Origin of the sequence: Variovorax brevis, from assembly GCF_030317105.1 — a bacterium.
Lineage (GTDB): Bacteria > Pseudomonadota > Gammaproteobacteria > Burkholderiales > Burkholderiaceae_C > Variovorax > Variovorax brevis.
On record NZ_JASZYG010000001.1, the window covers coordinates 413,204 to 436,838 of the forward strand.

At 64.4% G+C, this 23,635-nt stretch carries 21 protein-coding genes; 3 read left to right on the forward strand and 18 right to left on the reverse strand.

Features of this window, described 5'->3' with window-relative positions:
* Positions 1 to 10: 10 nt before the first annotated feature.
* From QTI66_RS01685 to QTI66_RS01720, 8 genes are all read right to left on the reverse strand, one after another.
* Positions 11 to 1,123 (reverse strand): alpha/beta fold hydrolase, encoded by a 1,113-nt coding sequence (locus QTI66_RS01685; RefSeq protein ID WP_286557046.1) that lies wholly within the window; start codon positions 1,121 to 1,123, stop codon positions 11 to 13.
* 2,304 nt (positions 1,124 to 3,427) lie between these two features.
* Positions 3,428 to 4,414 (reverse strand): Bug family tripartite tricarboxylate transporter substrate binding protein, encoded by a 987-nt coding sequence (locus QTI66_RS01690; RefSeq protein ID WP_286557047.1) that lies wholly within the window; start codon positions 4,412 to 4,414, stop codon positions 3,428 to 3,430.
* Between the two features lie 46 nt (positions 4,415 to 4,460).
* Positions 4,461 to 5,156: an SRPBCC family protein gene (locus QTI66_RS01695; protein ID WP_286557048.1), complete on the reverse strand. Its 696-nt coding sequence runs from the start codon at positions 5,154 to 5,156 to the stop codon at positions 4,461 to 4,463.
* A 10-nt stretch (positions 5,157 to 5,166) separates the two neighbouring features.
* Entirely contained in the window at positions 5,167 to 5,901 is a 735-nt protein-coding gene (locus QTI66_RS01700; protein ID WP_286557049.1) for an enoyl-CoA hydratase/isomerase family protein, read from the reverse strand.
* 29 nt (positions 5,902 to 5,930) lie between these two features.
* On the reverse strand, positions 5,931 to 6,755 hold the full coding sequence (locus tag QTI66_RS01705) for an alpha/beta fold hydrolase (protein ID WP_286557050.1): 825 nt from the start codon (positions 6,753 to 6,755) through the stop codon (positions 5,931 to 5,933).
* The gene (locus tag QTI66_RS01710; protein WP_286557052.1) at positions 6,752 to 9,169 is read right to left on the reverse strand and encodes a xanthine dehydrogenase family protein molybdopterin-binding subunit; all 2,418 of its coding nucleotides are present in this window, start codon (positions 9,167 to 9,169) and stop codon (positions 6,752 to 6,754) included. Before QTI66_RS01710 ends, QTI66_RS01705 begins: the two co-directional genes overlap by 4 nt.
* The gene (locus QTI66_RS01715; protein ID WP_286557054.1) at positions 9,162 to 9,686 is read right to left on the reverse strand and encodes a (2Fe-2S)-binding protein; all 525 of its coding nucleotides are present in this window, start codon (positions 9,684 to 9,686) and stop codon (positions 9,162 to 9,164) included. Before QTI66_RS01715 ends, QTI66_RS01710 begins: the two co-directional genes overlap by 8 nt.
* Positions 9,687 to 9,704: 18 nt before the next feature.
* Positions 9,705 to 10,595, reverse strand: coding sequence for an FAD binding domain-containing protein (locus QTI66_RS01720; RefSeq protein WP_286557056.1), 891 nt, complete (start codon positions 10,593 to 10,595; stop codon positions 9,705 to 9,707).
* 243 nt (positions 10,596 to 10,838) lie between these two features.
* Between QTI66_RS01720 and gcvA the strand changes: the two genes are divergently transcribed.
* Entirely contained in the window at positions 10,839 to 11,801 is a 963-nt protein-coding gene (gcvA, locus tag QTI66_RS01725) for a transcriptional regulator GcvA (RefSeq protein WP_286557058.1), read from the forward strand.
* Between the two features lie 188 nt (positions 11,802 to 11,989).
* Here gcvA and QTI66_RS01730 read toward each other — a convergent pair whose 3' ends face one another.
* Together QTI66_RS01730 and QTI66_RS01735 are read right to left on the reverse strand one after the other, a co-directional pair.
* Positions 11,990 to 12,337: a LysR substrate-binding domain-containing protein gene (locus QTI66_RS01730; RefSeq protein WP_353506181.1), complete on the reverse strand. Its 348-nt coding sequence runs from the start codon at positions 12,335 to 12,337 to the stop codon at positions 11,990 to 11,992.
* On the reverse strand, positions 12,265 to 12,879 hold the full coding sequence (locus tag QTI66_RS01735) for a LysR family transcriptional regulator (RefSeq protein ID WP_286557059.1): 615 nt from the start codon (positions 12,877 to 12,879) through the stop codon (positions 12,265 to 12,267). The genes QTI66_RS01730 and QTI66_RS01735 overlap by 73 nt, the downstream gene beginning before the upstream one ends.
* 139 nt (positions 12,880 to 13,018) lie before the next feature.
* On the opposite strand from QTI66_RS01735, the gene QTI66_RS01740 reads away from it, so the two are divergent.
* Both QTI66_RS01740 and QTI66_RS01745 read left to right on the forward strand, forming a co-directional pair.
* Complete coding sequence (locus tag QTI66_RS01740) at positions 13,019 to 13,480, forward strand: cupin domain-containing protein (RefSeq protein WP_286557060.1); 462 nt, start codon at positions 13,019 to 13,021, stop codon at positions 13,478 to 13,480.
* Between the two features lie 28 nt (positions 13,481 to 13,508).
* Positions 13,509 to 14,375: an ester cyclase gene (locus QTI66_RS01745; protein ID WP_286557061.1), complete on the forward strand. Its 867-nt coding sequence runs from the start codon at positions 13,509 to 13,511 to the stop codon at positions 14,373 to 14,375.
* A gap of 69 nt (positions 14,376 to 14,444) precedes the next feature.
* Here the strand turns inward: QTI66_RS01745 and QTI66_RS01750 are convergent, their stop codons facing one another.
* The 8 genes from QTI66_RS01750 to speC all read right to left on the reverse strand — a co-directional run bounded on the left by QTI66_RS01750 (position 14,445) and on the right by speC (position 23,619).
* Positions 14,445 to 15,116 carry a VIT1/CCC1 transporter family protein gene (locus QTI66_RS01750; protein WP_286557063.1) on the reverse strand — a complete coding sequence of 224 codons (672 nt, stop codon included), beginning with the start codon at positions 15,114 to 15,116 and terminating at the stop codon, positions 14,445 to 14,447.
* A 78-nt stretch (positions 15,117 to 15,194) separates the two neighbouring features.
* A complete protein-coding gene (locus QTI66_RS01755; protein WP_286557064.1) occupies positions 15,195 to 15,647 on the reverse strand; it encodes a universal stress protein in 453 nt (150 codons plus the stop codon).
* Positions 15,648 to 15,673: 26 nt separating this feature from the next.
* A complete protein-coding gene (gene arcC, locus QTI66_RS01760) occupies positions 15,674 to 16,612 on the reverse strand; it encodes a carbamate kinase (protein ID WP_286557065.1) in 939 nt (312 codons plus the stop codon).
* 2 nt (positions 16,613 to 16,614) lie between these two features.
* Positions 16,615 to 17,619, reverse strand: a complete 1,005-nt coding sequence (locus QTI66_RS01765; protein ID WP_286557067.1) for an ornithine carbamoyltransferase — start codon at positions 17,617 to 17,619, stop codon at positions 16,615 to 16,617.
* 27 nt (positions 17,620 to 17,646) lie between these two features.
* A complete protein-coding gene (locus QTI66_RS01770) occupies positions 17,647 to 18,873 on the reverse strand; it encodes an arginine deiminase (RefSeq protein ID WP_286557071.1) in 1,227 nt (408 codons plus the stop codon).
* A 37-nt stretch (positions 18,874 to 18,910) separates the two neighbouring features.
* A complete protein-coding gene (locus QTI66_RS01775) occupies positions 18,911 to 19,852 on the reverse strand; it encodes an amino acid ABC transporter substrate-binding protein (protein WP_286557073.1) in 942 nt (313 codons plus the stop codon).
* A 33-nt stretch (positions 19,853 to 19,885) separates the two neighbouring features.
* A complete protein-coding gene (gene potE, locus QTI66_RS01780; protein ID WP_286557076.1) occupies positions 19,886 to 21,232 on the reverse strand; it encodes a putrescine-ornithine antiporter in 1,347 nt (448 codons plus the stop codon).
* Between the two features lie 23 nt (positions 21,233 to 21,255).
* Positions 21,256 to 23,619 (reverse strand): ornithine decarboxylase, encoded by a 2,364-nt coding sequence (speC, locus tag QTI66_RS01785; RefSeq protein ID WP_286557079.1) that lies wholly within the window; start codon positions 23,617 to 23,619, stop codon positions 21,256 to 21,258.
* Positions 23,620 to 23,635: the final 16 nt, after the last annotated feature.

Genomic DNA, 23,635 nt, shown 5'->3' on the forward strand with positions numbered 1-23,635 from the left:
ATGGTTCGTATCAGCGACCGGCGGTCTTGCTCGCCGTCAACTCGGCCAGGAAGGCCTTCATCGCGAGGCTCATGGCCACGGTGGCCTGCGGGTCGGCTCCATACCAGATGGTGTGGCCGGCTGTGGAGTCGATGGCGACGGCGCGCGCCTTCGGGATCATCTTGACCTCGGCGGCAATGTTTTGCGGCGGGACAAGTTGATCTTGCAACGAATGGATGAAGAGGGACTTTGCCTTGATCGAACCCAAGGCCGCCTCTGCGCTGCCGTTGAAGCCCGGCGTGTCACCGATGCCGTCAAACGATCGGTACATGTAGAAGAGGTCGCGGGTATCCTGGACATCCAGATAGTAGGCCCCCATCGCCACGCGCCATCGCTGGTAGGCCTCAGCGGTATCGAGGTGCTGCTCCCACCACTCGCGGCTGTAGAAGTTGCTGGTGAGCACGGAGAGCGATTGCGTTGCGCAGTTCTTCGGGTTCTCGTCATAGTTTCCCCCGTTCCAACCCGTGCAGGACTCGATCATCGAGATCATCAGCGGCCAGAAAAAGCGGCTCCCGCTGCTGGAGATATTGCTGCCACCGACGATTGGAACGATGCCATCCATGAAGTCGGGGTAGCTCACCGCGAACTGGACGCTGTACTTTCCCCCCGACGAGATCCCGGTCACTGCGAGCAGGTGCGAAATGCCGAGCCCTTCCGTCACGAGCTTGTACTGCGCCTTCACCATGTCGCGGCCGGTGTACTGCGGGAACGCCATCTTCAGCCCGCTGTTGGTCGGGCTCGTCGAATGCTCGTAGCTGGTCTGCGTAGCGCCGAGCGAGTCGGTGCAGATGATGAAGAACTTGTCGGTGTCCAAGGCCCGGCCCGGTCCGATGTGATGGTCGATGTTGTGATGGTTGCCGCCAAACCCGTGCAGGAACAGGATGGCGTTGTCCTTCGCGGCGTTGAGCTTGCCGTGGGTGACATAGCTCATCTTCAGGTTCGGGATCACAGCGCCGTTTTCGAGCTTGAGCTCGCCAAGCTGGGCCATCTGGTGCGGTGGTTGGTCCTCCCAGTGGGCGCTGGCCAAGCTCGCCGCGCCGAGTGCCAGCCCGAAGACCGCACACAGCTTCCACAGCGCTTTCATCACTTCGCTCCTTTTCGAGCTCAGGACGGGATCATTGGCAGATTCAATGCTGAAAGATACTGCCGTGCGCGATGCATGTCGAGCAGTGCTCCACTTTGTTCGCCCGTCGTCCCTCAGCGGCGGGATTTGGAAGCCTTGTCGTAAGCGATTGGCCGCCGGTTCCTTTGGCGTGTGCGCTGTCGACCAGCCTTGCACGAACGCTCGCCGAGACCGGTGTTGACCTCAAGCCGCAGTGACTTTCCCGGCCTGCGCCAAGGCGTTTCGCATCGTGGCAGTTATACGGTTCTCCGGAGGCTCTGGCGCAAAAATTGATCCTGCATAGCGTGAATGACCTGGCGTTGCCGGTGCAGGCAATAGGCGATACTGACGCCGCCACTCGTTGTGTACTTGGTGTCGGGTGTCATCGGTGTCACCCGCGCCGACTCTGCACGCAGCGGCGTGCGACAAGGACGCAATTCTGCGGATGCGTCAATCTCAGCAAACAGTGAATCGGCGTACATCGAGATCCGGAGACGGCCTGCCGCCAGGCACCGCGAACATGGAAGCTTTATCTCCTCGCGCCATTGTGCTCCGGCCTGCGCCAGGGCGCCATGGCCAAAATGGGGAAACCGAAATTCCGGCGAAAGTTTCCGAGTCCGGGCCGTCCCGAAGATGGAACGACGGCATTCTTTCGCGATATGCGGCGAAACCGGGCGTTGGCTGGTAAGCGCAACACACTGAGTTCATGCGCATCAGCATGCGCCGCTGCGGTCGGGATCGCGCTCATGCGAAGGTACCGTGCCCATCGTTGACGAAAGCCTCATCAACGAGTCGGCTCGGCGCGCGCGCTCAATGCCCAGGGGGCATCCCAAATCACGCTCTATCTCGGCCAGCATGGCTTCCAGCTGACCAGGCGTGCGACCGAAGGGGTGGTCCGGTGCGACCATCATGCGTGAATACGAACCAGCCATGATGGGTGCGGATGTGCGTTGACGGTACGTCGCCGCGAAAAGCGCACACATCGGCCCCACCCTCCGACCAGCCGAACAACGCGGCTCGCTGCGAGCCTACAGCGTCGAGCATTGCTCGAAGGTCGTCCATCCGCACCTCGAGCGCCCGGGCTGCTGCTGAGGAAGTACTCGTCTCGCGCACGGTGAAAGATCTGGTCTCAGGCTCTGGCATATTGTTCAATGACCGCGGGCAGCAATCATTGAAGGGCGTTCCCGGAAAGTAGCAACTGTGCTCTGTCACGCATTGATCGGTCGCCGCGACATATGCTGCGAGACCCACCTTCGGGCTTGGCCGAATCGGTGGCAAAAATGCTTCGCCACCATAGAGAGGGGGAAAGAGGGGGTTCAATGCCTGCAATCGGCCCACGAACTCTTCGACGTCACGCTTGCCGTGACGAAGTGGGATGAGCCCGTTTTTCGTGTGCCCCAGAATGTCACCGAAACCTTCAGCGCTGTTTCCCGCCAAATGACGGCAAAGGTGCAAAACCTGCTTCGCCGATGCTGCCGCAAACGGCAGCTCATATTTGCATTGCAGCCACTCCGAGGGATACCTCCAAGGGCGACAAGGGGCCCAGCCGAGCCTGTGGAGCAGTTGCAGCCAAGGGCAGCAACCAGTCTTGAAGCGACATTACCCTCCGGAGCGATGGGTTCGTCTCTCTTCGAATCCCGCTCTTACCCAAGTGAAATTCGTCATGTAGATGACAAAGGAGGCAAAGACGCGCCTGCCGCGTTCGTTCGACTTGGCTCCGCTGTGCGCAGCAAGTCGTGTGACACGGGGTAGCTGGCCCGTGTGGCGGCATCGTTCAGGGTCAGCCACGCATGTTGACGATACTTCTCCTTGCCCTTCTCCTTTCGCAGCCCTCTGCCCATGGCCTCCATGAGGTAGAAGCTGGTGGTGACCTCGATGTGATTTCGGCCATGCACCCGACTTGACCGGGCTCGATCGAACATCTGGAATTCGCCACATCTGGTCCCATGCGGGGCCTTTCGCGCTCAACGGATAGGGTACGCAAGCCGCGGTGAAAACATCCTCCAAAAGAATGGTCCGTATCGACAGCGGATTATTCGACGCCCGCGGCAACGAGCCGCTATCACATCGGTTGGGCTCAAGTACGGCGCCTGGAGGTTCAGAACCACGCTGGCGAGCTTCACCGCCAAGACTTCAACGCAGCGTTGGCAGTTGTTCCCGCACGCGGGGCGAACTCATGCTGTGAGCCACAGTCCGGCAGACCATTGACACCAAGCACCCTCTCCATTTTTCCGCAACCGGACAGGGACGCACATTGAGTACATCAATACGGAATTTCGCACCTGTCTAATCGAGCTGAACTCCGCTGCGTCTGACCGCCTCGCCCCAGTGGGCGTATTCGCTCCGCACGAAAGCCGCCGCTTCCGCCGGGCTCTTGCTGAACCTCGGAATGGTGCCAATCTGCCGCATGCGTGCATCGACTTCGGGCGTCTGCATGGCCTTGTTCATTGCCACAAAGGTGCTTTCCACCAACTTGCTGTTCGTGCCGGCAGGATAGAGAAGCATCAGCCAGGTGACGGCGCTGAAATCCTTGAAGCCTTGCTCCGCAATGGTCGGCACGTTCGGCATCGTGCTCAGCCGCGTGGTCGTGCCCACGCCCAGCGCCTTGAGGCGACCGGACTGGACAAAGGGCTGCACGGCCGCTGCCGTCTCCAGGGCGAGAGACACCTGACCCGCGACCACGTCCGTCAGGCCGGGGCCACTGCCCTTGTAGGGCACATGCAGGATGTCGATGCCCGCACGGCGCTTGAAGTCTTCCATGGCCAAGTGGGACACCGTGCCGTTGCCTGAGGACGCGTTCGTCAACTTGCCCGGGTTCTCCTTGGCGTAGCGCACCAGCTGCTCCACGTTGCTGAAGGGCAGCGATGGATTGCATACCAGCACAAAAGGAAGGTCGCCGAGCAGTCCCACCGGCACGAAGTCCTTCATCGAGTCGTAGGGCACCGACTTGTACATGTGCGGGTTGGTCGCGACGGCGGACATGTGCGTGAGCATCATGACGCTGCCATCGGCCGGGGATTTTGCAAGCGCCCCCATGGCGAGACTTCCACCTTGGCCCGGCTTGTTGTCGACGATGTAATTGGCACCGGTCACGGCGGGCAGCTTGTTGGCGAGCAGCCGGGCCACGATGTCGGTGGCCTGTCCGGCAGGGAATCCGACGAGGATCTTCACGACCTGCGATCCATTGGAAAGCTGAGCGCGTGTTGCCCCGGCGAAGCTGACGCCTGCAGCAGCAAGGACGACGCTGCGTCGGGTGATTCCAGCATTCTTCATGTCTGTCTCCATCAATCTGTCAGTGGGTGGTGGAAGATGTCGCCGCTCAGCGTGCGAACAAGACGCCTGCCAGCGTCGCGAAGGAGCCGATGGCTGCCGCAATGGCAAGCCACCAACCGGGCACCTGCACGCCAGCAGGGACGATTGCCGCCGGCTGGACGACGGGGACTGCTGGCGCTGCAGGGGCCACCACAGCGCCAGTGTCGTCGAGGCCTGGCGATGTCGGCACCGCATTGCCTGCTTGACCTGCGGAAGTTTTCGCAATGGGCACCGCCACGAGCGCGCTCTTTGCCGCTGCCGGCACGTCGCCCAATTGCGCCTTGAATGCCTTGAAGAAGTCGTCGGCCATCTTGCGCGCGACGCTGTCGATGAGCCGCGAACCCACCTGTGCGAGCTTGCCGCCCACCTGCGCCTCGGCGGTGTAGGTAAGCTCCGTCTGGCCGTTGGATTCGGTCAGCTTGACGGAGGAGTTTCCCTTGCCGAAGCCGATCGCTCCTCCCTGTCCCTCGAACAACATGGTGCAGGAGCCGGGCGCATCGACATCCGACATCTTGAGCAGCCCTTTGAAGCGCGCACGCAGCGGACCGATGGCTGCGGCGACGATCACCTTGAATTCCTCCGCGGATGTCCGCTCAACGGACTCGCAGCCGGGCAGGCTCAATTTCAGGATGTCGGGATCGTTCAGTGCGTCCCAGACGCGTTGGCGTGGGGCCGCGATGGTTTGTGTGCCGGTGATTTCCATGATGGCTGCCTCAATGCGTGTTCTTCTTCATTGCACCCGCCGTGTTCACCATGGAATGCAGGCTGCGCGCATAGTCGATGGCAGCCTGCTCGTCCATGCGAGGCGCCACGCGCAGGTATTCCTTGAGGCCCAGGATCGCCGGGCGCGGGCGAGACAACAGCACGCCGACGAAGCGATCCACTTCGGCGTCCAGCTTGGCGTCCGGCACCACCTGGCTGACAAGTCCATAGGCCAGGGCGCGCTGCGCGTCGATGAAATCGGTGGAGTACGCCATCCAGAGAATGGCGTTGCGGTTCATGCGGTCGTATACCGCCGACATCACCATCGTCGGCATCACGTTGTGGCCGATCTCCGGAATGTTGAACGTGGCGGTGTCGCTGGCGAAGCTGACGTCACACAAGGACGCGATCGCTGTGCCGAAGCCCATGCAACGCCCCTTGATCACGCCGATGATCGGCACCTTCGCACCGCGCATGGCCTGGTAGCTGCCGAAGATGCCGTCGTATTCATCGCGGCGGGTATACGCCTCGGAGGCTGCGGGCGTCGGCCCGGCATCGCGAATCCGGCCGGTGCAGAAGTCCGGGCCGGCGCTGCGCAGCAGGACGGCATCGGACGTCTGATGGGCGGTTGCCAACAGTTGCGACAAGGCCGAAGCCATGCTGTCCGAAACGCCGTTGTCTTCGGTGCGGTTGAGGGTCACGGACAACAGGCGGCCCTGCTGTTCGATGATGAGTTGGGGGTGCATGAGAGTCTCCGTGGGTCAGTGGGTGGGGGTTATTGGCGGACCTGCTCGAAGTGGCGCAGCAGCGCCGCGTTGAACGCAGTGGGTTGGTCGACGTTGGGCAAGTGCCCCGCGTGGGCAATCGTTTCGAGCGCAGCGCCCGGGATGCGCTGTTGCAGGGTGCGCATCGCCTCGGGCAGCACGCCATCGTTCGAGCCGACGATCAGCGTGGTGGGAGTTGCAATGCGCGCCACATCGGCGAGGTAGTCCAGGCCCTGTATGGCCCGGGCGCATCCGACAAACCCTTTGACCGAGGTGGAAGCAGCGATGCCCTGAAGTCGGCTGGAAGTCTCGGGGTTCGCAGCAACGAACTCCTTTCCAAACCAGCGCTCGATCGTCGGTCCGGCAAGCGGTGCGCAGGTCCCGTGCTCATTGGCAAGCGCGATGCGCTCGTCCCAGGGCACGGACACTGCAGGCGGTGCGTCGGCTCTCGCGGCGCACAGCACGAGGCTCAGGAGCCGCGCACCATGCTGGATGCCCAGCCCGAACCCGCTCATGCCGCCAAGAGACAGCCCCACGTAGTGCGCCCTCGCGATGCCCAGTGCATCCAGCACCGCGATGGTGTCCGCGGCCAGGCCGTCCATGGTGACTGCGTGGGCCGTTGGCACCGGGGAATCTCCGTGGCCCGTGGTATCGATGCGAACCACATGCCAACCTTGCCCGGCGAGGAGTGCGGCCTGCTCGTCCCACATGAGGCCGGACGACAGGATGGAGTGGGTCATGACGATGGCCGGGTCTTTCGGATCGCCTTGCAGGCGCACCGACAGTTCTCCGTGGTGGCCGCGCACACGGCGCTGCTGGATGTCTGAGTTCGTCATTCGGATTCCTTCACCCCGGCCGCGCGCAGGGCGCGCCAGACGGCTTGCGGCGTCATGGGCAGTTCGTTGATGTTTGCGCCGACCGGAGCGAGCGCGTCGTTGATGGCGCTGGCGATCGCAGCGGGGCCGCCGAGGTATCCGGCCTCGCCAGAGCCTTTCTGACCGAATACCGTCAGAGGCGATGGCGTGCAGTGGTCGACGATGGTGATCGAGGGCACCTCTTCCGCACTGGGCAGGAGGTAGTCCATGAAGGTGCCCGAGAGCAGTTGCCCTTCTTCGGAGAAGGCAAACTTCTCGAGCAGTGCAGCGCCCAATCCATGGGCGACACCGCCGTAGGTCATGCCGTGGACCACGTCCGGGCTGATCATCACGCCGCAGTCGTGGCCGACGGCGTAGCGATGCAGGTGTGTCTTGCCGGTCTGCTGGTCGATGCTGGCGAGCACGACGTGCGACTCGAAGGAGTGGCACGGGTACATCTGCACGCGCCCGTCCTCTGTGGGCATCTTGCCGCCCGTGGGCACTTCCCAGCAAAACTTCTCCTGCAGTCCGGGCTCCATGCCCGAGGGCATGCAGTGGTACTTGCGGTGGGCGATTTGTACGAGTTCGTCCCAGGTCATTCGGCGAGCCGGATCGGCCTGCACAAGGACGTTGCCGTCCTCATAGACCAGCTCTTCTTCTGCCACCTCCAGGTTGTGCGCAGCGATCGTGAGCAGCTTGTTTTTGAGGATCTTTGCGGCACCGGCCGCGGCGCCGCCGAGCATGATGGCCATGCGGCTGCCCACCGGGCTGTTCGATGGCAGCGCGTTGAGCGAATCCGCATGCAGAACGCGGATGCTGTCCGGCTCTCGCTGCAGCACTTCGCCGACCACGGTCGACACCAGCGTCTCATGCGCCTGCCCCGAGGTGGACGTGCCCATCAAGGCCGTCACCGCACCATTGAGGTCGATGCGGATGAGGCAGGAATCCATCCACGTCGTCGTCTCGTTCTTCGGATTGAAGAGGGGCTCGAAGGCGGAATTGCCGCCGGAAGGCTCGAGGCAGGTGGACACGCCGATGCCTGCCAGCAAGCCTTTGGACCGCAGCGCGTCCCGCTGCTGGAGCAGCTCGTCGTATCCCGCCGCCGCGAGCGCCTTGTCCATCACGGCCTCGAAGTCGCCCGAGTCGTACCAGGTGCCGCTCGGAATCAGGTAGGGGAATGAGTCCTTGTGAATCAGGTTCTTGCGCCGAAGCTCAACGCGGTCCATGCCGAGGTAGCGGGCGACCCTGTCGATGCCCGTTTCGATGGCGTAGTTGGTCGGCGCCTGGCCGAAGCCACGCACCGCTTCCTGCGGCGTCTTGTTGGTCATCACCGAGTAGGCGTCGTACTCGACGCTGGCGATCTTGTACGGCCCCACGATGGCGCCCACGGGCTTGCCAAGCTGCAGGGGAGAGCGACCGGAATACGCGCCGATGTCATCGATGGCGCGCATGCGCATCGACTGGATGGCGCCATCGCCATTGAAGGCCAGGCTGACCTCGAAGATTCGGTCCGGCCCCTGCATGTCGCCGCCGCGCATGTTCTCCAGCCTGTCTTCCAGGAAGCGCACCGGCCGACCCAGCTTGCGAGCCAGGAAGCCCACCAGGATTGTGTGCTTGAGGCCGCGCTTCAAGCCGTAGCTGCCGCCCACGTCCACGTCGAAGTGCACGCGCACGCCGTTGCCGGGCAGGCGCAGGCACTTGGCCAGCAGGTCGGGATACTTGGGCATCTGGATCGAGGCCCAGACATCCAGGATCTGCGTCGCATCGTTCCAGCTGCAGGTGGCGACGAAGGTCTCGATCGGCACGGTGGAGCTGCGCGCCCACCGCGCCCGGTAGCTCAGCTGGTGCTCCGCTGCAGCGAAGTGCTCGTCGACCTCACCCCAGGTGAACTTGCGGTTCCAGATGATGTTGCCGCCGTGCGCCGGGTGCACCTTGGGCGCATCGGGCGCCATGGCTGCCTCGGGATCCACCACGTGAGGCGTGGGCTCGTACTCGACATTGACCAGCTCGGCGGCATCCTCGGCCAGGGCGCGGGTCTCCGCCACGACGGCGACGACCCACTCGCCGGCATAGCGCACCACGCCCCGCGCCAGCGGGTAGCGCGCCACTTTGGGCGCGTCGACCCCGGGCAGCATGGGATCGATGGCGTCATTGAGTTCCTCGCCGGTCAGTGCCTCGTGCACCCCCGGCATCTCCAGCGCGGCAGACGTGTCGATGGACAGGATCCGGGCGCTCGCATAGGGACTGGCAACGATGGCCACATGCAGCAGTCCCGCCGGGACCACGTCGGCCGCATAGTGGCCCTGGCCCGTGACGAAGCGACGGTGTTCCACCGCCCGGCGATGCCGGCCGACGTATTTGAAAGCCTGGTAGGCAGGGTGCTTCGGATCAGCCATGGGACACCTCCTCGCGCTTGCCTTGGGCTTGCTTGACCTCATATCCCGGCGAGGTGGCCAGCTTCACGGCATCAACGATCTGTTGGTAGCCGGTGCAGCGGCAGAGGTTGCCGCCGATCGCGTCACGGATCTGGGCCTCGCTGGGTTGCGGCGTGCGCTCCACCAGTGCATGACAGGCGACCAGCATTCCCGGCGTGCAGTAGCCGCACTGCAGCGCGTGCGTTTCGCAGAAGGCGTCCTGGATCTTCGACAGGCATCCGCGCTGCGGCGCCAGGCCCTCGACGGTGGTCACCGACATGCCATCGGCCTGGACGGCGAACATGCAGCAGGAACGCACAGGCTCACCGTCCAGCAAGACGGAACACGCACCGCAGATGCCGTGTTCGCACCCCACGTGGGTCCCGGTGAGGCCCAGGTGGTCGCGCACGAAGTCGACCAGTGTGGTGCGCGCTTCGATGGCGCGGGGCTGTATGACGCCGTTGACCTTGATTTCTACGGTCACAAGGGAGGAAGACATGGCGGTTGCTTTCTTGTCTCAGTGTTGAAGGGTGGATGCGGGGCTATGCGCCTGGACGGCTTTGAGCAGGACGCGCGTGAGCATCACGACGCCCAGATGGCGCCGGTAGTCGGCGCTCGCATGCAGGTCCGAACCCGGCTCGGTCTGTTGCATGGCGGCTTGGGCCATTTCCCTGGCCATGGCCGAATCGATGCGATAGCCGACCAACTGCCGGGCCAGTTCGGGGAATGCCCTTGGCGTGCCATCCACCCCGCCGACGCCGAAGGCCACGCGGCGGCAGACGCCGTCTGCATCCAGTTCGATCTGGCAGGCGGCAGAAGCCATGGCGAAGTCGCCACTGCGCATCGCGGTTTCATCGAAGGCTGTGGTGACGGTGCCTTGCCACACCGGCCACTCGATTCCGACGAGGCATTCGGTTTCACCGGTAGCAGTAAACATGGGGCCGAGAAAGAATTCCTGTGCGGAAACGTGGCGCTCTCCATCGGCCTGGCTTCGCAGCCGCAGCGTCGCATCGAGCACCGCTGCAGCCAGCGGCAGTTCGGCCGAGGGGTCCGCGTGAACCAGGCTGCCGCCGACCGTCCCGCGATTGCGCGTCTGGATATGTCCCACCCAGCGCAAGGCGTCGCGAACCAGCGGCAGCGCCGCATGAAGTTCAGTCCCGTGCTCCACTGTCCGCTGCCGGGTCGTGGCGCCCATCCGGACCCTGTCCGCCTCGATGCTTACCTGCCGCAGATCGGCAAGGCGGTAGATGTCCAGAAGCACAGTGGGCCTTGCGAGGCGCATCGCCATCATGGGAACAAGGCTCTGTCCACCGGCGATCGCCTTGGCATCCATGCCGTACTGGTTCAGGCAGTCCAGCGCGTGCTCCAGGGATTCCGCGCGGACGTAGTCGAAGGGTGCTGCTTTCATGTTTTCACGCGGGTTGGTTGTTGCTTCAAGTGGGGAGAGCAGGTCAGCGCGGTCGGTGGCGGCCTCAGGAAATCTCACATTCCTGTGCTGCTGCGTGTTTGCTGGTCTCTTCGTTTGTCTCGTTTCGGTAGGAGAATTCTGTTTTCCCGCCGCCTTCCGGGCAATCGATCAAAACTGGCCCAGCGTGAGAAAATCTCACAGCGCGGCGCACGCCCGGACGCCGCGACTTTTGCGAGTGCCATCATGAGAAAGCTCCCGCCGCTCAACGCCCTGAAAGCCTTTGAGGCCGCCGCCCGCCATGTCAGCTTCACCAAGGCTGCGGAGGAACTGCATGTCACGCACGGCGCGGTCAGCAGGCAGGTCACGCTGCTGGAGGATTGGCTGGGCGTCGCACTCTTCCAGCGCAGTGCCTCGCAGATAGGACTGACGGACAGCGGCCGTGCCTATGCGCAGGAACTCACTTCGCTTCTCGATCGCTTGTCCGTCGCAACGGCGCAGGCCACGCAGACCACGTCGGCCATCAACGTGAGCGCCCCGCCGACTTTCACGATGCGCTGGCTGATCCCGCGGCTATCGACTTTTCAACGCAAGCGACCTGGCGTGGAAGTGCGGTTGACCACATCGATTGCCCCGGTGCACTTCCAGGAGAACAAGTACGACATCGCCATACGGGGGGCGCTGGAGCCGATGACAGGGTGCGACTCCGTGCCCTTCATGACGGAGACCATCGTTCCTGTCTGTCATGCGGACTTCGTCGAGTCGGGAGGCTTGCACAGCCCCGCGGACCTGGCACGACATACGCTGATTCGCTACACGACCGAGCCCTACCCGTGGTCGACGTGGTTCGAAGCGGCGGGCCTGCAGAAGATCGCAGGCGTCGGCACGCTTGACTTCGAGCAGATGTACTTCGCCTTGCAGGCTGCATCGGAGGGACTTGGCGTGGTGCTGGTGCCGCTTTTCCTGGTCGCAGACGACATCGTGGCGGGAAAGCTGTGCGCGCCCTTCGGCTTGCATGGGGCGATGCATCGGCACTACTACGCCAATACTTCACCTGCGTCCGCTCACAACGCGGTGATCGCTGAATTCCGCGCGTGGCTCGTCGAGGAAGGACGCAGCACGGAACGCGCCATCACCCTCTGGGCGCAGGAGACCCTGAAGCAGGCCGACCCATCGGCCACGACAAGGACGCGAAGACGAAAGCCGTAGCCGACCGGGGGAAGCGCTCGCCAATGAGTTGAAAAGGTGGTCGCGAATGCCGCAAGGGCCGCTTTCCTGAGCACCATCAAATTGCGGCTCCTGGCCGTTGTGGATACATGTCCATAACGGCCAGTGGCTGCCACTGCCGACCGGCGGTTTCCTGGCACCTCACCTGGCCTTGCTTGCGCCGTCGGACTTCACCAATTCTCCTCCCACGGCGGCACAGGCCCGAAGCGCGCGATGAAAAAGTCGATCAGCACCCGCACCCGCGACGGCTGCGTACGATTTGGCAGGTAGACCAGATAGATGGCGCCCTCGGGCACCGGTTGGAACTGCCGCAGCAGCGGCACGAGGGTCCCTTGACGCACGTCCGCGCCCACCATGTGGAGCGGCAGCAGGCCTACACCGAGGCCGCAAAGGGTGGCCGCACGGACGGCCTCCAGGTCATCGGTCTCGAACGAAGCCGGAACCTTCAGCGCGTATTTCCGCCCGCCGCGCCGGAACGTCCAGACCCTTTGGGCGCGAGCATTGGAAAGAACACGCAGTCGTGCTTCTCCAAGTCCTCGATCCGGCGCGGCGTGCCGCGCTGCGCGAGATAGGCCGGCGAGGCGAGCAAGACGAGCCGGCTGACCGCGAGCTTTCGTGCGACCAGATTCGGCGCCGGGGGCGACGAACGGATGCCGAGGTCGAAGCCCTCGGCGCCCAGGTCCACCGTGCGATTGCTGCAGGAGAGCCTGACCTGGATCTTTGGATATTGCTGCTGGAATTCGACAATTGCGGGCAACACGTGCCGCACCGCGAACGCCGGGATCGCGGTCATCTTCACGACGCCGGCCGGCTCGGACTGAGCCTGCGTCACGCGTCGCTCGGCAAGTTCCGCTTCCTGCAGGATGTTCGCGCAGTGCTCGTAGAAGATGCTGCCGGCTTCGGTCAGGCTGAGCTTGCGCGTCGAGCGGTTCAGCAGCTTTACCGCCAGCGAGCGCTCCAGCGCGCTGACCTCCCGGCTCGCCAGCGATTTCGAGATGCCGAGCTTGTCAGCGGCGGCGGAAAAGCTCTTCGCGCCCACCACCTCCGCGAACACGTTCATGCCGGTCAGCCTGCTTTTCATTGCATATGCATTGGCAACAATGGGTTGAACTGGACACTATTTATCAGATTACCGCAACGAACTAAATTTCGTCGCACCGGCCCGATACCCGGTCCGGCAACGAAGCAAGGAGACAGTCATGCGCGGCGAATTGATCAAGGTGGGCCAACTCGAGATCCGCTATCTCGTCGATGGTGCGGAAAAGGGCGGGTTGGGCATGTTCGAGATGACGGTGCCTGCGGGGGCCATGGTTCCCCCGCCACACAGCCACACCGACAACGAGGAGTGCGTCTACGTCCTGGAAGGCACGCTGCGCTACTCCGTCGACGGGGTATCGCGCGACCTCGAGCCAGGTGACTGGATGTCGACGCCGCGGGGCTCGACGCATCACTTCATCAACAAGGCCAATGCTGTGGCGCGCGCACTGGTCATCATGACACCGGACATCGGGCCGCAGTATTTCCACGATGTCGGCGCCGTCGTCAACGCGGGCGGGCCGCCTGATCGAGCCAGGTTGGCTCAGGTGATGGCGCAATATGGACTGATTCCGGCGCGGCCGCAGGCACCGGAAAACCTGCCGGTCGAGCAGATCCCCGGCTGACATGTCCGACCGAACCAGGAGCAGGGTCATGGATTCCGGGGAACTGGCCCAGCGGTACTTCTCGGCCTGGAACCTGCGCGATGCGGGAGCCGTGCTCGAAACGTTTGCGCCGGGTGGCACGTACTGTGACCCCATCACCGCAGGACCGATTGCGGGTGAGGCGTTCCGGTCGTACATGGAGCAGCTGTGGTCGGCGTTTCCCGACTTGAGTTTCAAACCGGGGCGCATGGACTCGGCATCTGACGGCGTCGTGTGCGCCGCGTGGACCATGCTGGGGACCAACACCGGGTCGCTGCTGGGACTCCCACCGACCGGGAGGTCGGCATTCCTGCCTGGACTGGATGTGATTCATGCGTCCCCGGACGGGATCAGGAGCGTGGTCGGCTATTTCGACTCAGCCACCTTGCAGCGGCAAATGGACTGGCAAATCATCGTTCAGCCAAAGGAATGGGGGCTGATAACGTTGGGCAAGGGCGCGACGGTGCGTCGCAGGCCCTTGGCCGATGCCCAGACATTGACCGTCACGGAGATTGTCGCGCGCGACGACGAAAACACGGTCTTCGTCAACGAGCTATCGCGTCAGGTCCTGGCTGAGCTCATTGCGGGCGATGCCATGCAGACATTCACCAGCGTGGTCGGTGGGAACCGTTTGACAACGGTCGTCACTTGGGCGTCTCCCGAGGAGATGAAGTCTGCAATGCATAGCGGCCCGCACGCGCAGGCGATGTCCAGGTTCTTTGCAACGCCCGGGATCGAGGGAGCCGCCATCGATGTCTTCACGCGGCTGAAGGAAGGCAAGCAATACCGGCGCTGCCACGCTTGCCAGAAGATGGTGGCCTTGGCAGGGTCCACGGGCCGATGTGGCTGCGGGGAAGTTGTGCAGGCGATCGCCTGAGGGTGCGACGACGCCGTCGGTCGGGCTGGCGCCTGTCGTCTGGAGCCTGCCGGCCCTTTGCTGGTGAAATTAGCCGCCGAGCGCCATGATCGCGCCCACCAGGGCCGTGCCCAGCCCTGCCATCGCGAGCCCGACCTTCCAGCTGCTGCCATAGCCCGCGTAGATCCCGAGCGTATAGCCACCGACGAAGAGCATCGCAAGCGCAACGAACCGGGAGATCCACTTTGCCGCCGCCACATCCGGGATCAGCGCGAAGGGCAGCACCACCGGAAAGGTCGCCACGACCACGAGCAGGAAGATGGCGACGCCAGCGACCACGTCACCCGAGGTCAGGCGCGGCCGGTCGGGAACGGAGGGCAGGGCCACGATCCGGCCGCGGATGGCTTCGAGTTCTTGTGCCGCGACGAACTTTGCCCCGACATTCGACAAGGCGCCCGCGATGAGTTCGCGTCCGGCTTCGGCGCCCGAGTTGCGAACCGAGCGCACAAGCGAGATCGACCGCCCGCGATCGGTGAGGGTGCGCACTACATACATGACCGCATCGACCAGGCCCCAGGCCAGGTTGCATCCGATGGCGGCGATGTACATCTCCCGCAGTTGCTCGCGACCGGAGTCTGCTACCGATATGGCACCCGTGAAGCTGAGTGCCATGAACAGGCCGAACAGCACTTCCGATACACGGTCCACGGGATTGAGCACCTGCGTGCGCGCCGTGTCTTCGCGCTTGTCTTCGTTGTTCATCGGCTTCGTCTCCTGCCCGCGTGGTGGATCGACGTCGCCGTTCGCCATACCGGAGGAGAGGGCGTTGACGTCAGGGGTTCATGAATTCTTCGGCTCGTGGACGATCAGCACCGGCACCGGTGCGCCGCGCACGACGCCTACCGTGTCGCTGCCCCAGAGGATCCGCTCGATGCCCTTGCGACCGTGCGTGCCGATCACGATGAGGTCGGCGCCCCAAGCCCTTGCGTCCGCTGCGATCACGTCCGAGAGCTTGCTGTTGGGCGAAGAGAGCAGCGCAGTTTCCACCGTGACGCCGGCCATCTCCGCGCGCTCCTGGCCCTGCTGCAGGACCTGTTGCCCCTCGTCCTTCGTCTTGGTGAGAAGCTCCATGTAGGCCGCGTGGCCGGCGATTCCGGGCAGGGGCTTGAACTGGTCGACGAAGTGGACGAGCCGCAGCGCTGCGCCGACGGACGAGGCCAGGCCAATGGCATGGTCCAGGCCGAGCGACGACGGTTCGCTTCCATCGAGCGGGACGAGAATTCGCTTGTACATGGCGGCCTTTCAGTTGCGTGCAGATGTCAGGCGTACACAAGGGCGCCGGCATCGGCGGCAATGGTCGTGCCGGCATCGCCCGCCAGTATGCGGCCAAGGTCCGCGAGTTCGCCAATGGCTGCGCGCTTGCCGGTCGCACGCACGAAGCGGCACGCGGCCTCGACCTTCGGCCCCATGGAGCCGGCGGCGAACTTGAAGGCCGACATGGCTTCGGGCGTGGCGCGGCGGATGGCCCGCTGCGTGGGTTGGCCCCAGTCGACATACACCGCGTCCGCATCGGTCAGCATCACGTACAGGTCCGCGCCCAGTTCGCGGGCCAGCAGTTCGGTGGCCAGGTCCTTGTCGATCACGCACTCGATGCCGCCCAGCTTCTTGTGGTCGGCCTCCGGCCCATAGGCGGCCGGAATGCCGCCCCCGCCCGCAGCGATCACGATGGTGTTGTGCTCGATCAGCCACTTGATGGGCCGCAACTCGAAGATGCGCTTGGGCTCGGGTGATGCGACCACGCGGCGCCACTTGTCGCCGTCCTGCTTGAACACCCAGCCCTTTTCGGCGGCGAGCTTGTCGGCCGCGTCCTTCGGATACACCGGCCCGATGAACTTGGTGGGGTTGGCGAAGGCCGGATCATTCGCGTCGACCTCGATCATGGTGAGCAGCGTTGCGAAAGGGCGCTCGAAGGGCAGCAGGTTGCCCAGTTCCTGCTCGATCATGTAGCCGATCATGCCTTCGGTCTGCGCGCCCAGCACGTCGAGCGGATAGGTCTCGACCTCGGTGTAGGCCGCGCCCTGAAGGGCCAGCAGGCCGACTTGCGGGCCATTGCCGTGTCCAACGACCAGGTCATGCTGGCGTGCGACCGGCGCCAGCGAGCGCGCGGCGATGCGCACGTTCTCGCGCTGGTTCTCCGCGGTCATGGGCTGTCCGCGCCGCAGCAGTGCGTTGCCGCCCAGGGCGGTGACGATGAGCACCTTCAGTCTCCCAGCGTGGCGACCAGGATCGCCTTGATGGTGTGCATGCGGTTCTCGGCCTGCTCGAAGGCGATGTTCCACTCGGACTCGAACACTTCGTTGTTCACCTCCAGCCCGTCGCTGATGCCGTAGGTCTCGGCGATCTGCTTGCCCAGCGTGGTCTCCGTGTCGTGGAAGGCGGGCAGGCAGTGCATGAACTTCACCTGCGGGTTTCCGCTGGCTTTCATGAGCGCGGCGTTGACCTGGTACTTCATGAGCAGGCCGATGCGCTCCTTCCACACCTCCTTGGGTTCGCCCATGGACACCCACACGTCGGTGTGGATGAAGTCCACGTCCTTCACGGCGGCCTGTGTGTCTTCGGTGATCGTCAGCTTGGCGCCATAGCGCGCTTCCAGGCCGCGCGCGATGTCGGTGAACTCCTGCGAAGGCCACAAGGACTTCGGCGCGCAGATGCGCACGTCCATGCCCATCATGCAGCCCACGATCATCAGCGAGTGGCCCATGTTGTTGCGCGCGTCGCCCAAGTAGGTGTACTTGATCTGGCTGATCGGCTTGTCGCTGTGCTCGCGCATCGTCATGACGTCGGCGAGCATTTGCGTGGGGTGGTATTCGTCCGTGAGGCCGTTGAACACCGGCACGCCGGCGTACTTGGCCAGCGTTTCGACGCCGGTCTGGCTGGCACCGCGGTATTCGATGGCGTCGTACATGCGGCCCAGCACGCGTGCCGTGTCCTTGAAGGATTCCTTGTGGCCGATCTGCGAGCCGGCGGGGTCGAGGTAGGTCACGTTGGCGCCTTGGTCGTGGCAGGCCACCTCGAAGGAGCAACGGGTGCGCGTGGACGTCTTTTCGAAGATGAGGCAGATCTCCTTGCCGAGCAGGTGCTGCTGCTCGGTGCGCGCGTATTTGGCACGCTTCAGGTCGCGTGCCAGGTCGAGCAGGTAGCGGAATTCGCGCTGGGTGTAGTCCTGCACGGTCAGCAGCGAGCGGTTGCGCAGATTGAAGCTCATGGCAATTTCCTTTGGACAATGAATGAATCAATAGGCCGGGTCGCGCGAGATCGGGCAGGTCATGCAGTGGCCGCCCCCACGACCGCGCCCCAGTTCGGAACCGCGTACGGTGATGACTTCGACACCCGCCTTGCGCAGCAGCGTGTTGGTGTAGGTGTTGCGGTCGTAGGCGACGACCACGCCAGGCTCCAGCGCCACGACGTTGTTGCCGTCGTCCCACTGCTCGCGCTGCGCCTGCCAGGCGTTGCCGCCGGTCTCCACCACGCGCAGCGCCTTGAGGCCGAGCGCGTCGCGCACCACGTCGAAGAGATGCCCCTTGTCCTCGTGCACCTCGATGCCGCCGCCATCGGCGGGACGCGCGCTGTAGCAGCGCACCTGGTCCGCCACTTCGCGGAAGGCGGTGACCAGGTCGCGGTCGCAGAAGCTGAACACCGTGTCCAGGTGCATCGCGGCGCGGCTCTTGGGCATCAGGCAGCCGATCACGCGCGTGGCGCCGCCTTGCCTGAGCAGGTTCTCGGCCAGCTGGTAGACGGCCTGCCGCGTGGAGCGCTCGCCCATGCCGATGAGCACCACGCCCTTGCCGATGGGCATCACGTCGCCGCCCTCCAGCGTCGCGGCGCCGAAGGGTTCGTCGGTGTCGCCCAGCCAGAAGGGGAATCCGGCGTCCTTGAAGCGCGGATGGAACTTGTAGACCGCGCGCTGCAGCAGGGTTTCGGGCTGCCGTGCGCGCCAGTACATCGGGTTGCAGGTGACGCCCTGGTAGATCCAGCAGGACGGGTCGCGCTGGAACAGGGTGTTGGGCACGGGCGGGATCACGAAGTCCGTGCCGCCGAAGGCCTCGAGCATGATCGTCGACATCTCGCTCTTGGGGATGTCCAGGATCGCGATGCCACCGATGAGGTGCTCGGCCAGTTTGGCGGCCGGCATCTCGTCGAGCCAGGGCCGGACGGCAGCGCGCACGCCAAGGCCCACGTCGTTGACGGTGATGCGCCGGTCCAGCACCCAGTCGCGTGCTGTCTTGTCCTGCAACGTCTCTGCGAGCATCTCGTGCAGGTCGAGCACTTCGGTTTCCCGCTCGCGCATCTTGAGCACGAAGTCGTAGTGGTCTTTCTGCGCCTCGTGCACCCAGAGCACATCGTCGAACAGCAGGTCGGCCGCGTTGCCCGGTGTGAGCCGCTGGTGGGCCAAGCCGGGCCGGCAAACCATGACGGTCCTCAATTTGCCGACCTCACTGTGTACGCCAAGGGGATGCATGCAATACCTCCTTCAATGAATCAGGAAATGCGTTTCGTCACTCCGGCAGGGCAATGGCGCGGAAGAAGTCCAGCGCCCCGGATTCGGGCGCGCCGAAATAGCGCGTGAAGAGCGTGCCGAACAGTTCCGATCGGTACAGGTGGCTCAGGCTGCGGTCGATCGCCAGGCGGAACGCGTCATCGCCGCGGCGCATGGCCAGCGAGAGCGGCTCGCGTCCGAAGTTGCGCTGGATGAGCATCAAGCGGCCATTCGATGAAGCGCTCTTCGCAGCCTCGACAAGCACCGGCCTGTCGCCGAACAGGGCCGCGACCTTGCCGTCCAGCACCATCTGTGCGCCGGTGGCGTAGTCCGCCACGGTGACCACGCTGACTTCGATGCGCCGCTGGGCCAGCGCGTCGATCAGCGAGCGCTCGACGGTCGTGCCGCCCACGACGGCAAACACGACCTTCGACAGCAGCACGGCCGGCGCGGCACGCCAGACGGGTTGCGACACGTCGGGCCGGTCGGCCAGTGCGTCGTGCAATCGGCGCGGCGTGTCGGTGCGCACCAGGGCACCCAACTGTGCGTAGAAGATGGGGATGGAGAAATCGAAGGTGGCGCGCCGCTCCATCGTCGGCGTGGAGGTGCCGCACAGCAGGTCGATCTTGCCTTGCGACAGCGCGGTGAAGCGGTCCGACGCCGTGACCGGCACGAAGTCGATGGCCAGCGACGGCAGCTTCAGGTCGGTCTTGATGGAATCGGCGACGTTCTGGCAAAGCACGACGGAAAAGCCTGCGGGCTTGCCCGCATCGTCGGTGTATGCAAAGGGCCGCGTGTCGGTGCGGTAGCCGAAGCTGAGCTTGCCGGTCTCCCTGGCCTTGTCCAGCGCGCCTGCCGCGAGGGCCAGCGCGGGTGCGGCCATGACCAGGCACAGCAGCGTGCGGAGAAGAAGGCCCCGCATGAGGCGGCGTTCGCCGGAAAGAGGGGAGGAAGTGTTCATGGTCGTTCCTTTGGTGGCGCGTCGGTCAGGCGCTCAGGCGGGCCTGACGACGGCGGCCGCGCGCACCGGTGCCGGTGCGCCGCCGCGCCTGGCGGCGATCAGGCCGTAGACGATGTAGCCGATGGCCATCACCAGCATGCCGCCGAGCACGGCGTCCTTGCCCGCGGTGTAGAGCGCATAGACCGAATACAGCATGGCGACGATCGCGACGATGCTGTTGCGCCGGTACACGCCGGGCTCGACCTTGGCATTGCGCATCATCACGAAGAGGGCCGACAGCGAGATGATGTAGGGCACGACGTTGGTGACCACAGCCAGGTTGACCAGTGCCGCGAACTGCTCGCTCAGGTTGGGCGAGATGGTCGACAGCGCCATCACCGACTGCACGATGCCCATGATCACCATGCCCGCGATGGGCGCACCCATGGAATTGGCCTTGCCGAAGACGGCGGGGAACATGTTGGTGTCGGCCGCGTCCTTGGCCGTTTGCGAGAGCGTGAACTGCCAGCCCAGCAGCGAGCCCACGCAGGCCATGGCCGCCAGCGCCATCACGATCTGGCCGACGACCGGCGTGAACATCTTCGCGAAGGCCAGGCCGAAGGGACCGGTGGACTTCGCCAGTTCGGCGTTGGGCACGATGCCCTGGATCACCGTGGTCGAGAGGATGTAGATGATGGCCGCGCCCAGCGTGCCGAACATGCAGGCCAGCGGCACGTCGCGCTTGGGGTTCTCCACCGCCGAGGCATTCTGCGAAGCCGACTCCATGCCCAGGAAGGCCCACAGCGTGAGCGAAATGCTCGAACCCATGCCCTCGATCAGGCGCATGCCCTTGGGGTTCCACGCTTCGCTGAACGTGGCGCCGCTGAACCAGAACCACCCGGCGATCGACATGAAGCCGACCGGCAGGATCACGCCCCACACCGTGACCGAACCGATCTTGCCCGTCAGGCTCGGTCCGCCGAAGTTGGCCACCGTGGTGAGCCACAGCAGCGCGATCACGCCGATGCAACTCGCGACCGGCGTGGAAGAGAGCACCGGGAAGAACGCCGCCAGGTAGCCCAGCGCCGAACTCGCCACCGCCACGTTGGCAATGGCCAGCGACAGGAAGTACAGGAAGAAGACCTGGAAGTAGCCGTCCTTGCCGTAGGCGTCCTCGGCGTACGCCGCCAGCCCGCCGGTGCGCTGGTTGAAGATGCCCGCCTGCGCGAAGCCGTACGCAATGGCCAGCGAACCGATGGCCGTGACGATCCACGACAGCAGCGAGATCGCCCCGACCTGCGCCATGTTGGCCGGCAGCATGATGATGCCCGAGCCCATCATGTTCACCGTGACGATGAAGGTCAGCTGGACCACGCTCATTTTCTTGTTTGCATCTGCCATGTCGGTTCTCCTTGGGAGCGCGATTACTCGCGGACCACGTAGGTGTGGAAACGGATCCGTCCGTCTTTCTTTTCCTGGTACACGCCCTGCACCTCGTAGTTGAAGCCGGGAAAGCGGTTGAACGATTCCTCGAAGGCTAGGAAGTAGTCGAGCATGGGTTGGGCACGATCGTCCCAACGCTCGCCCGGCACCACCACGCCGATGCCCGGCGGGTAGATCAATGCCAGCGTGGCCGAGATGCGGCCCTTGACTTCGTCCAGCGGCACGTAGTCCACCCGGTTGTCGACCAGTGCCTCGTAGGCGTCCTTCGGCAGCATCGCCAGTTGCGGGAAGCTCTGGGCGCGGAAGCACCGCCGCTGCAGGTCCTTGACGCCGCGCTTGCGATAGAAGTCGTGCATCTCGCTGCACACCCGGCGAAGGCCGTAGTCGATGTAGCGCTCGCTGTGGGCGGCGTAGAGCGTCGGCAACACCTCCGACAGCGGCGCATCCTCGTCCCACAGGTTCTTGAACTTGACGAGCTTGGCGATCAGTGTGTTGAGCTTGCTTTCATCCTCGGCTGGCGTCATCAGGAACAGGATGCTGTTGAGGTCGCACTTCTCGGGCACCACGCGCTGCTCGCGCAGGAAGTTGGCCACCACCGTGGCCGGCACGCCGAAGTCCAGGTATTCGCCGGTGGCCCGGTCGATGCCGGGCGTGAGCAGCGCCAGCTTGTTGGGATCGACCATCGCATAGCCTGGCGAATAGCCCTTGTAGCCGTGCCATGTGCTGTCAGGCCCGAAGTTCCAGCACTGCTGCTCGCGCTTGAGAAGATCCGTGGGCAGGTCTTCCCAGGGCACGTTGCTCGCGTCGGTCGCAAAGCGCGAGCCGCTGATCGTGACCCGGTCCGGGACGAAGGGGTCGAAGAACCATTGCTCCTGCGGGTCGCGTCCCACCTTGGCGTAGTGGCGCGCGTATTCGCGCAGCTTCTTGCGCGCCTCGATGCCCAGTTCGATGCAACTGTCCCACATCATCTCGCCGGCCTTGCCGGCATGCATGCGGGCATTGACGTCGAGCGAGGCGAACAACGGATAGAAGGGCGAGGTCGAGGCGTGCATCAGGAACGACTCGTTGAATCGCTTGTGCCCGATGTGGCGCTGCTGATCGCGGATGTGCTCGTCGCGCTTGTGGATCTGCGAGGCCTGCGAGAAGCCCGCGCCCTGCTTGTGCACCGACTGGGTCGAGAACAGCCCCGGCATCTTTGCGTCGAGGTCCTTCAGCCGCATCGGGCTGTGGTCTTCGAACAGGGGATGGAAGGCGTTGTAGCCAATCCAGGCTTCGTCCCACAGCACGTAGTCGCACAGGTGGCCGATTTTCTCGAGCACCTTGCGCACGTTGTAGATGGTGCCGTCGTAGGTGGCGAGCTGGATGCAGGCCATGCGAAACGGCCGTTCGGCCTCCGCGCGCTTCGGATCCTTGACCAGCGGGTTCTGGCGGATCTGCTCGCGCAGGTACTCCTCGTCCCATGCGTCCCAGTCCACGGCGCCGATCATGCCGAAGGCGTTGCGCGCGGTGGGCAGAAAGATCGGGATGGCGCCAGCACCCACCAGCGCACCCTGGTGCAGCGACTTGTGGTTGTTGCGATCGAACAGCACCAGGTCGCCGCGCTTGAGCACCGCGTTGGTCACCACCTTGTTGGAGGTGCTGGTGCCGTTGAGCACGAAGTAGGTGCGGTCGGCGCCGAACACCTTGGCCGCCTCCATCTGCGCCTGTGCGGCGGCGCCTTCGTGAATGAGCAGGTCGCCCAGGTCCACGTCGGCGTTGCACAGGTCGTTGCGGAAGATGCTCTCGCCGAAGTACTTGAAGAAGATCTGCCCGGTCGGCGACTTGCTGTAGAACTGCCCGCCCTGGTGGCCCGGGCAGTCGAAGGCGATGTTCGCCGCCGAGTCGTAGGCCATCAGCCCCCCGAAGAAGGGCGGCAGCAGCGACAGCCCGTAGTCGACAAGGCTCGCGATCACCTGCTTGGCATAGAAGGCCGGCGTCTGCTGGCCCAAGTAGATGTAGCCGTCGACTTCGCCCGTCATGCCCAGCACGGCCATGTCGGCGATGCGGTGCGAGTCGGCCAGCGCCCACAGGGGCGTGCGAAAGCCCAGCGCGCGCACGCCACGGGCGGCATCGCGTGCGGCCTCCCGGCGATCGCCGTCGACCAGCGCAATGTAGGCGCCGACCGCCGCATCCTCCGAGAGGTCACGCGTGTAGCTGTCGCACACCTCGACCTCGTAGTTCTCGGCCCGGATGTGGTCGAGCAACTGTTGGGTCTGCAGGTTGAGGCGGTCCACGATGGCGACCACCTTCAGCAACCTGTGAAAGGGAATGGGAATCGTCGGAGCCTTGACGGAACGCGGGATCATGGCGTGTAGTCCTTGT

Excerpts from the sequence above, each read along its gene's own strand:
- QTI66_RS01685 (WP_286557046.1), bottom strand. The coding sequence starts at position 1,123 with ATGAAAGCGCTGTGGAAGCTGTGTGCGGTCTTCGGGCTGGCACTCGGC.
- QTI66_RS01690 (WP_286557047.1), bottom strand. The coding sequence starts at position 4,414 with ATGAAGAATGCTGGAATCACCCGACGCAGCGTCGTCCTTGCTGCTGCA.
- QTI66_RS01695 (WP_286557048.1), bottom strand. The coding sequence starts at position 5,156 with ATGGAAATCACCGGCACACAAACCATCGCGGCCCCACGCCAACGCGTC.
- QTI66_RS01700 (WP_286557049.1), bottom strand. The coding sequence starts at position 5,901 with ATGCACCCCCAACTCATCATCGAACAGCAGGGCCGCCTGTTGTCCGTG.
- QTI66_RS01705 (WP_286557050.1), bottom strand. The coding sequence starts at position 6,755 with ATGACGAACTCAGACATCCAGCAGCGCCGTGTGCGCGGCCACCACGGA.
- QTI66_RS01710 (WP_286557052.1), bottom strand. The coding sequence starts at position 9,169 with ATGGCTGATCCGAAGCACCCTGCCTACCAGGCTTTCAAATACGTCGGC.
- QTI66_RS01715 (WP_286557054.1), bottom strand. The coding sequence starts at position 9,686 with ATGTCTTCCTCCCTTGTGACCGTAGAAATCAAGGTCAACGGCGTCATA.
- QTI66_RS01720 (WP_286557056.1), bottom strand. The coding sequence starts at position 10,595 with ATGAAAGCAGCACCCTTCGACTACGTCCGCGCGGAATCCCTGGAGCAC.
- gcvA (WP_286557058.1), top strand. The coding sequence starts at position 10,839 with ATGAGAAAGCTCCCGCCGCTCAACGCCCTGAAAGCCTTTGAGGCCGCC.
- QTI66_RS01735 (WP_286557059.1), bottom strand. The coding sequence starts at position 12,879 with ATGAACGTGTTCGCGGAGGTGGTGGGCGCGAAGAGCTTTTCCGCCGCC.
- QTI66_RS01740 (WP_286557060.1), top strand. The coding sequence starts at position 13,019 with ATGCGCGGCGAATTGATCAAGGTGGGCCAACTCGAGATCCGCTATCTC.
- QTI66_RS01745 (WP_286557061.1), top strand. The coding sequence starts at position 13,509 with ATGGATTCCGGGGAACTGGCCCAGCGGTACTTCTCGGCCTGGAACCTG.
- QTI66_RS01750 (WP_286557063.1), bottom strand. The coding sequence starts at position 15,116 with ATGAACAACGAAGACAAGCGCGAAGACACGGCGCGCACGCAGGTGCTC.
- QTI66_RS01755 (WP_286557064.1), bottom strand. The coding sequence starts at position 15,647 with ATGTACAAGCGAATTCTCGTCCCGCTCGATGGAAGCGAACCGTCGTCG.
- QTI66_RS01765 (WP_286557067.1), bottom strand. The coding sequence starts at position 17,619 with ATGAGCTTCAATCTGCGCAACCGCTCGCTGCTGACCGTGCAGGACTAC.
- QTI66_RS01770 (WP_286557071.1), bottom strand. The coding sequence starts at position 18,873 with ATGCATCCCCTTGGCGTACACAGTGAGGTCGGCAAATTGAGGACCGTC.
- QTI66_RS01775 (WP_286557073.1), bottom strand. The coding sequence starts at position 19,852 with ATGAACACTTCCTCCCCTCTTTCCGGCGAACGCCGCCTCATGCGGGGC.
- potE (WP_286557076.1), bottom strand. The coding sequence starts at position 21,232 with ATGGCAGATGCAAACAAGAAAATGAGCGTGGTCCAGCTGACCTTCATC.
- speC (WP_286557079.1), bottom strand. The coding sequence starts at position 23,619 with ATGATCCCGCGTTCCGTCAAGGCTCCGACGATTCCCATTCCCTTTCAC.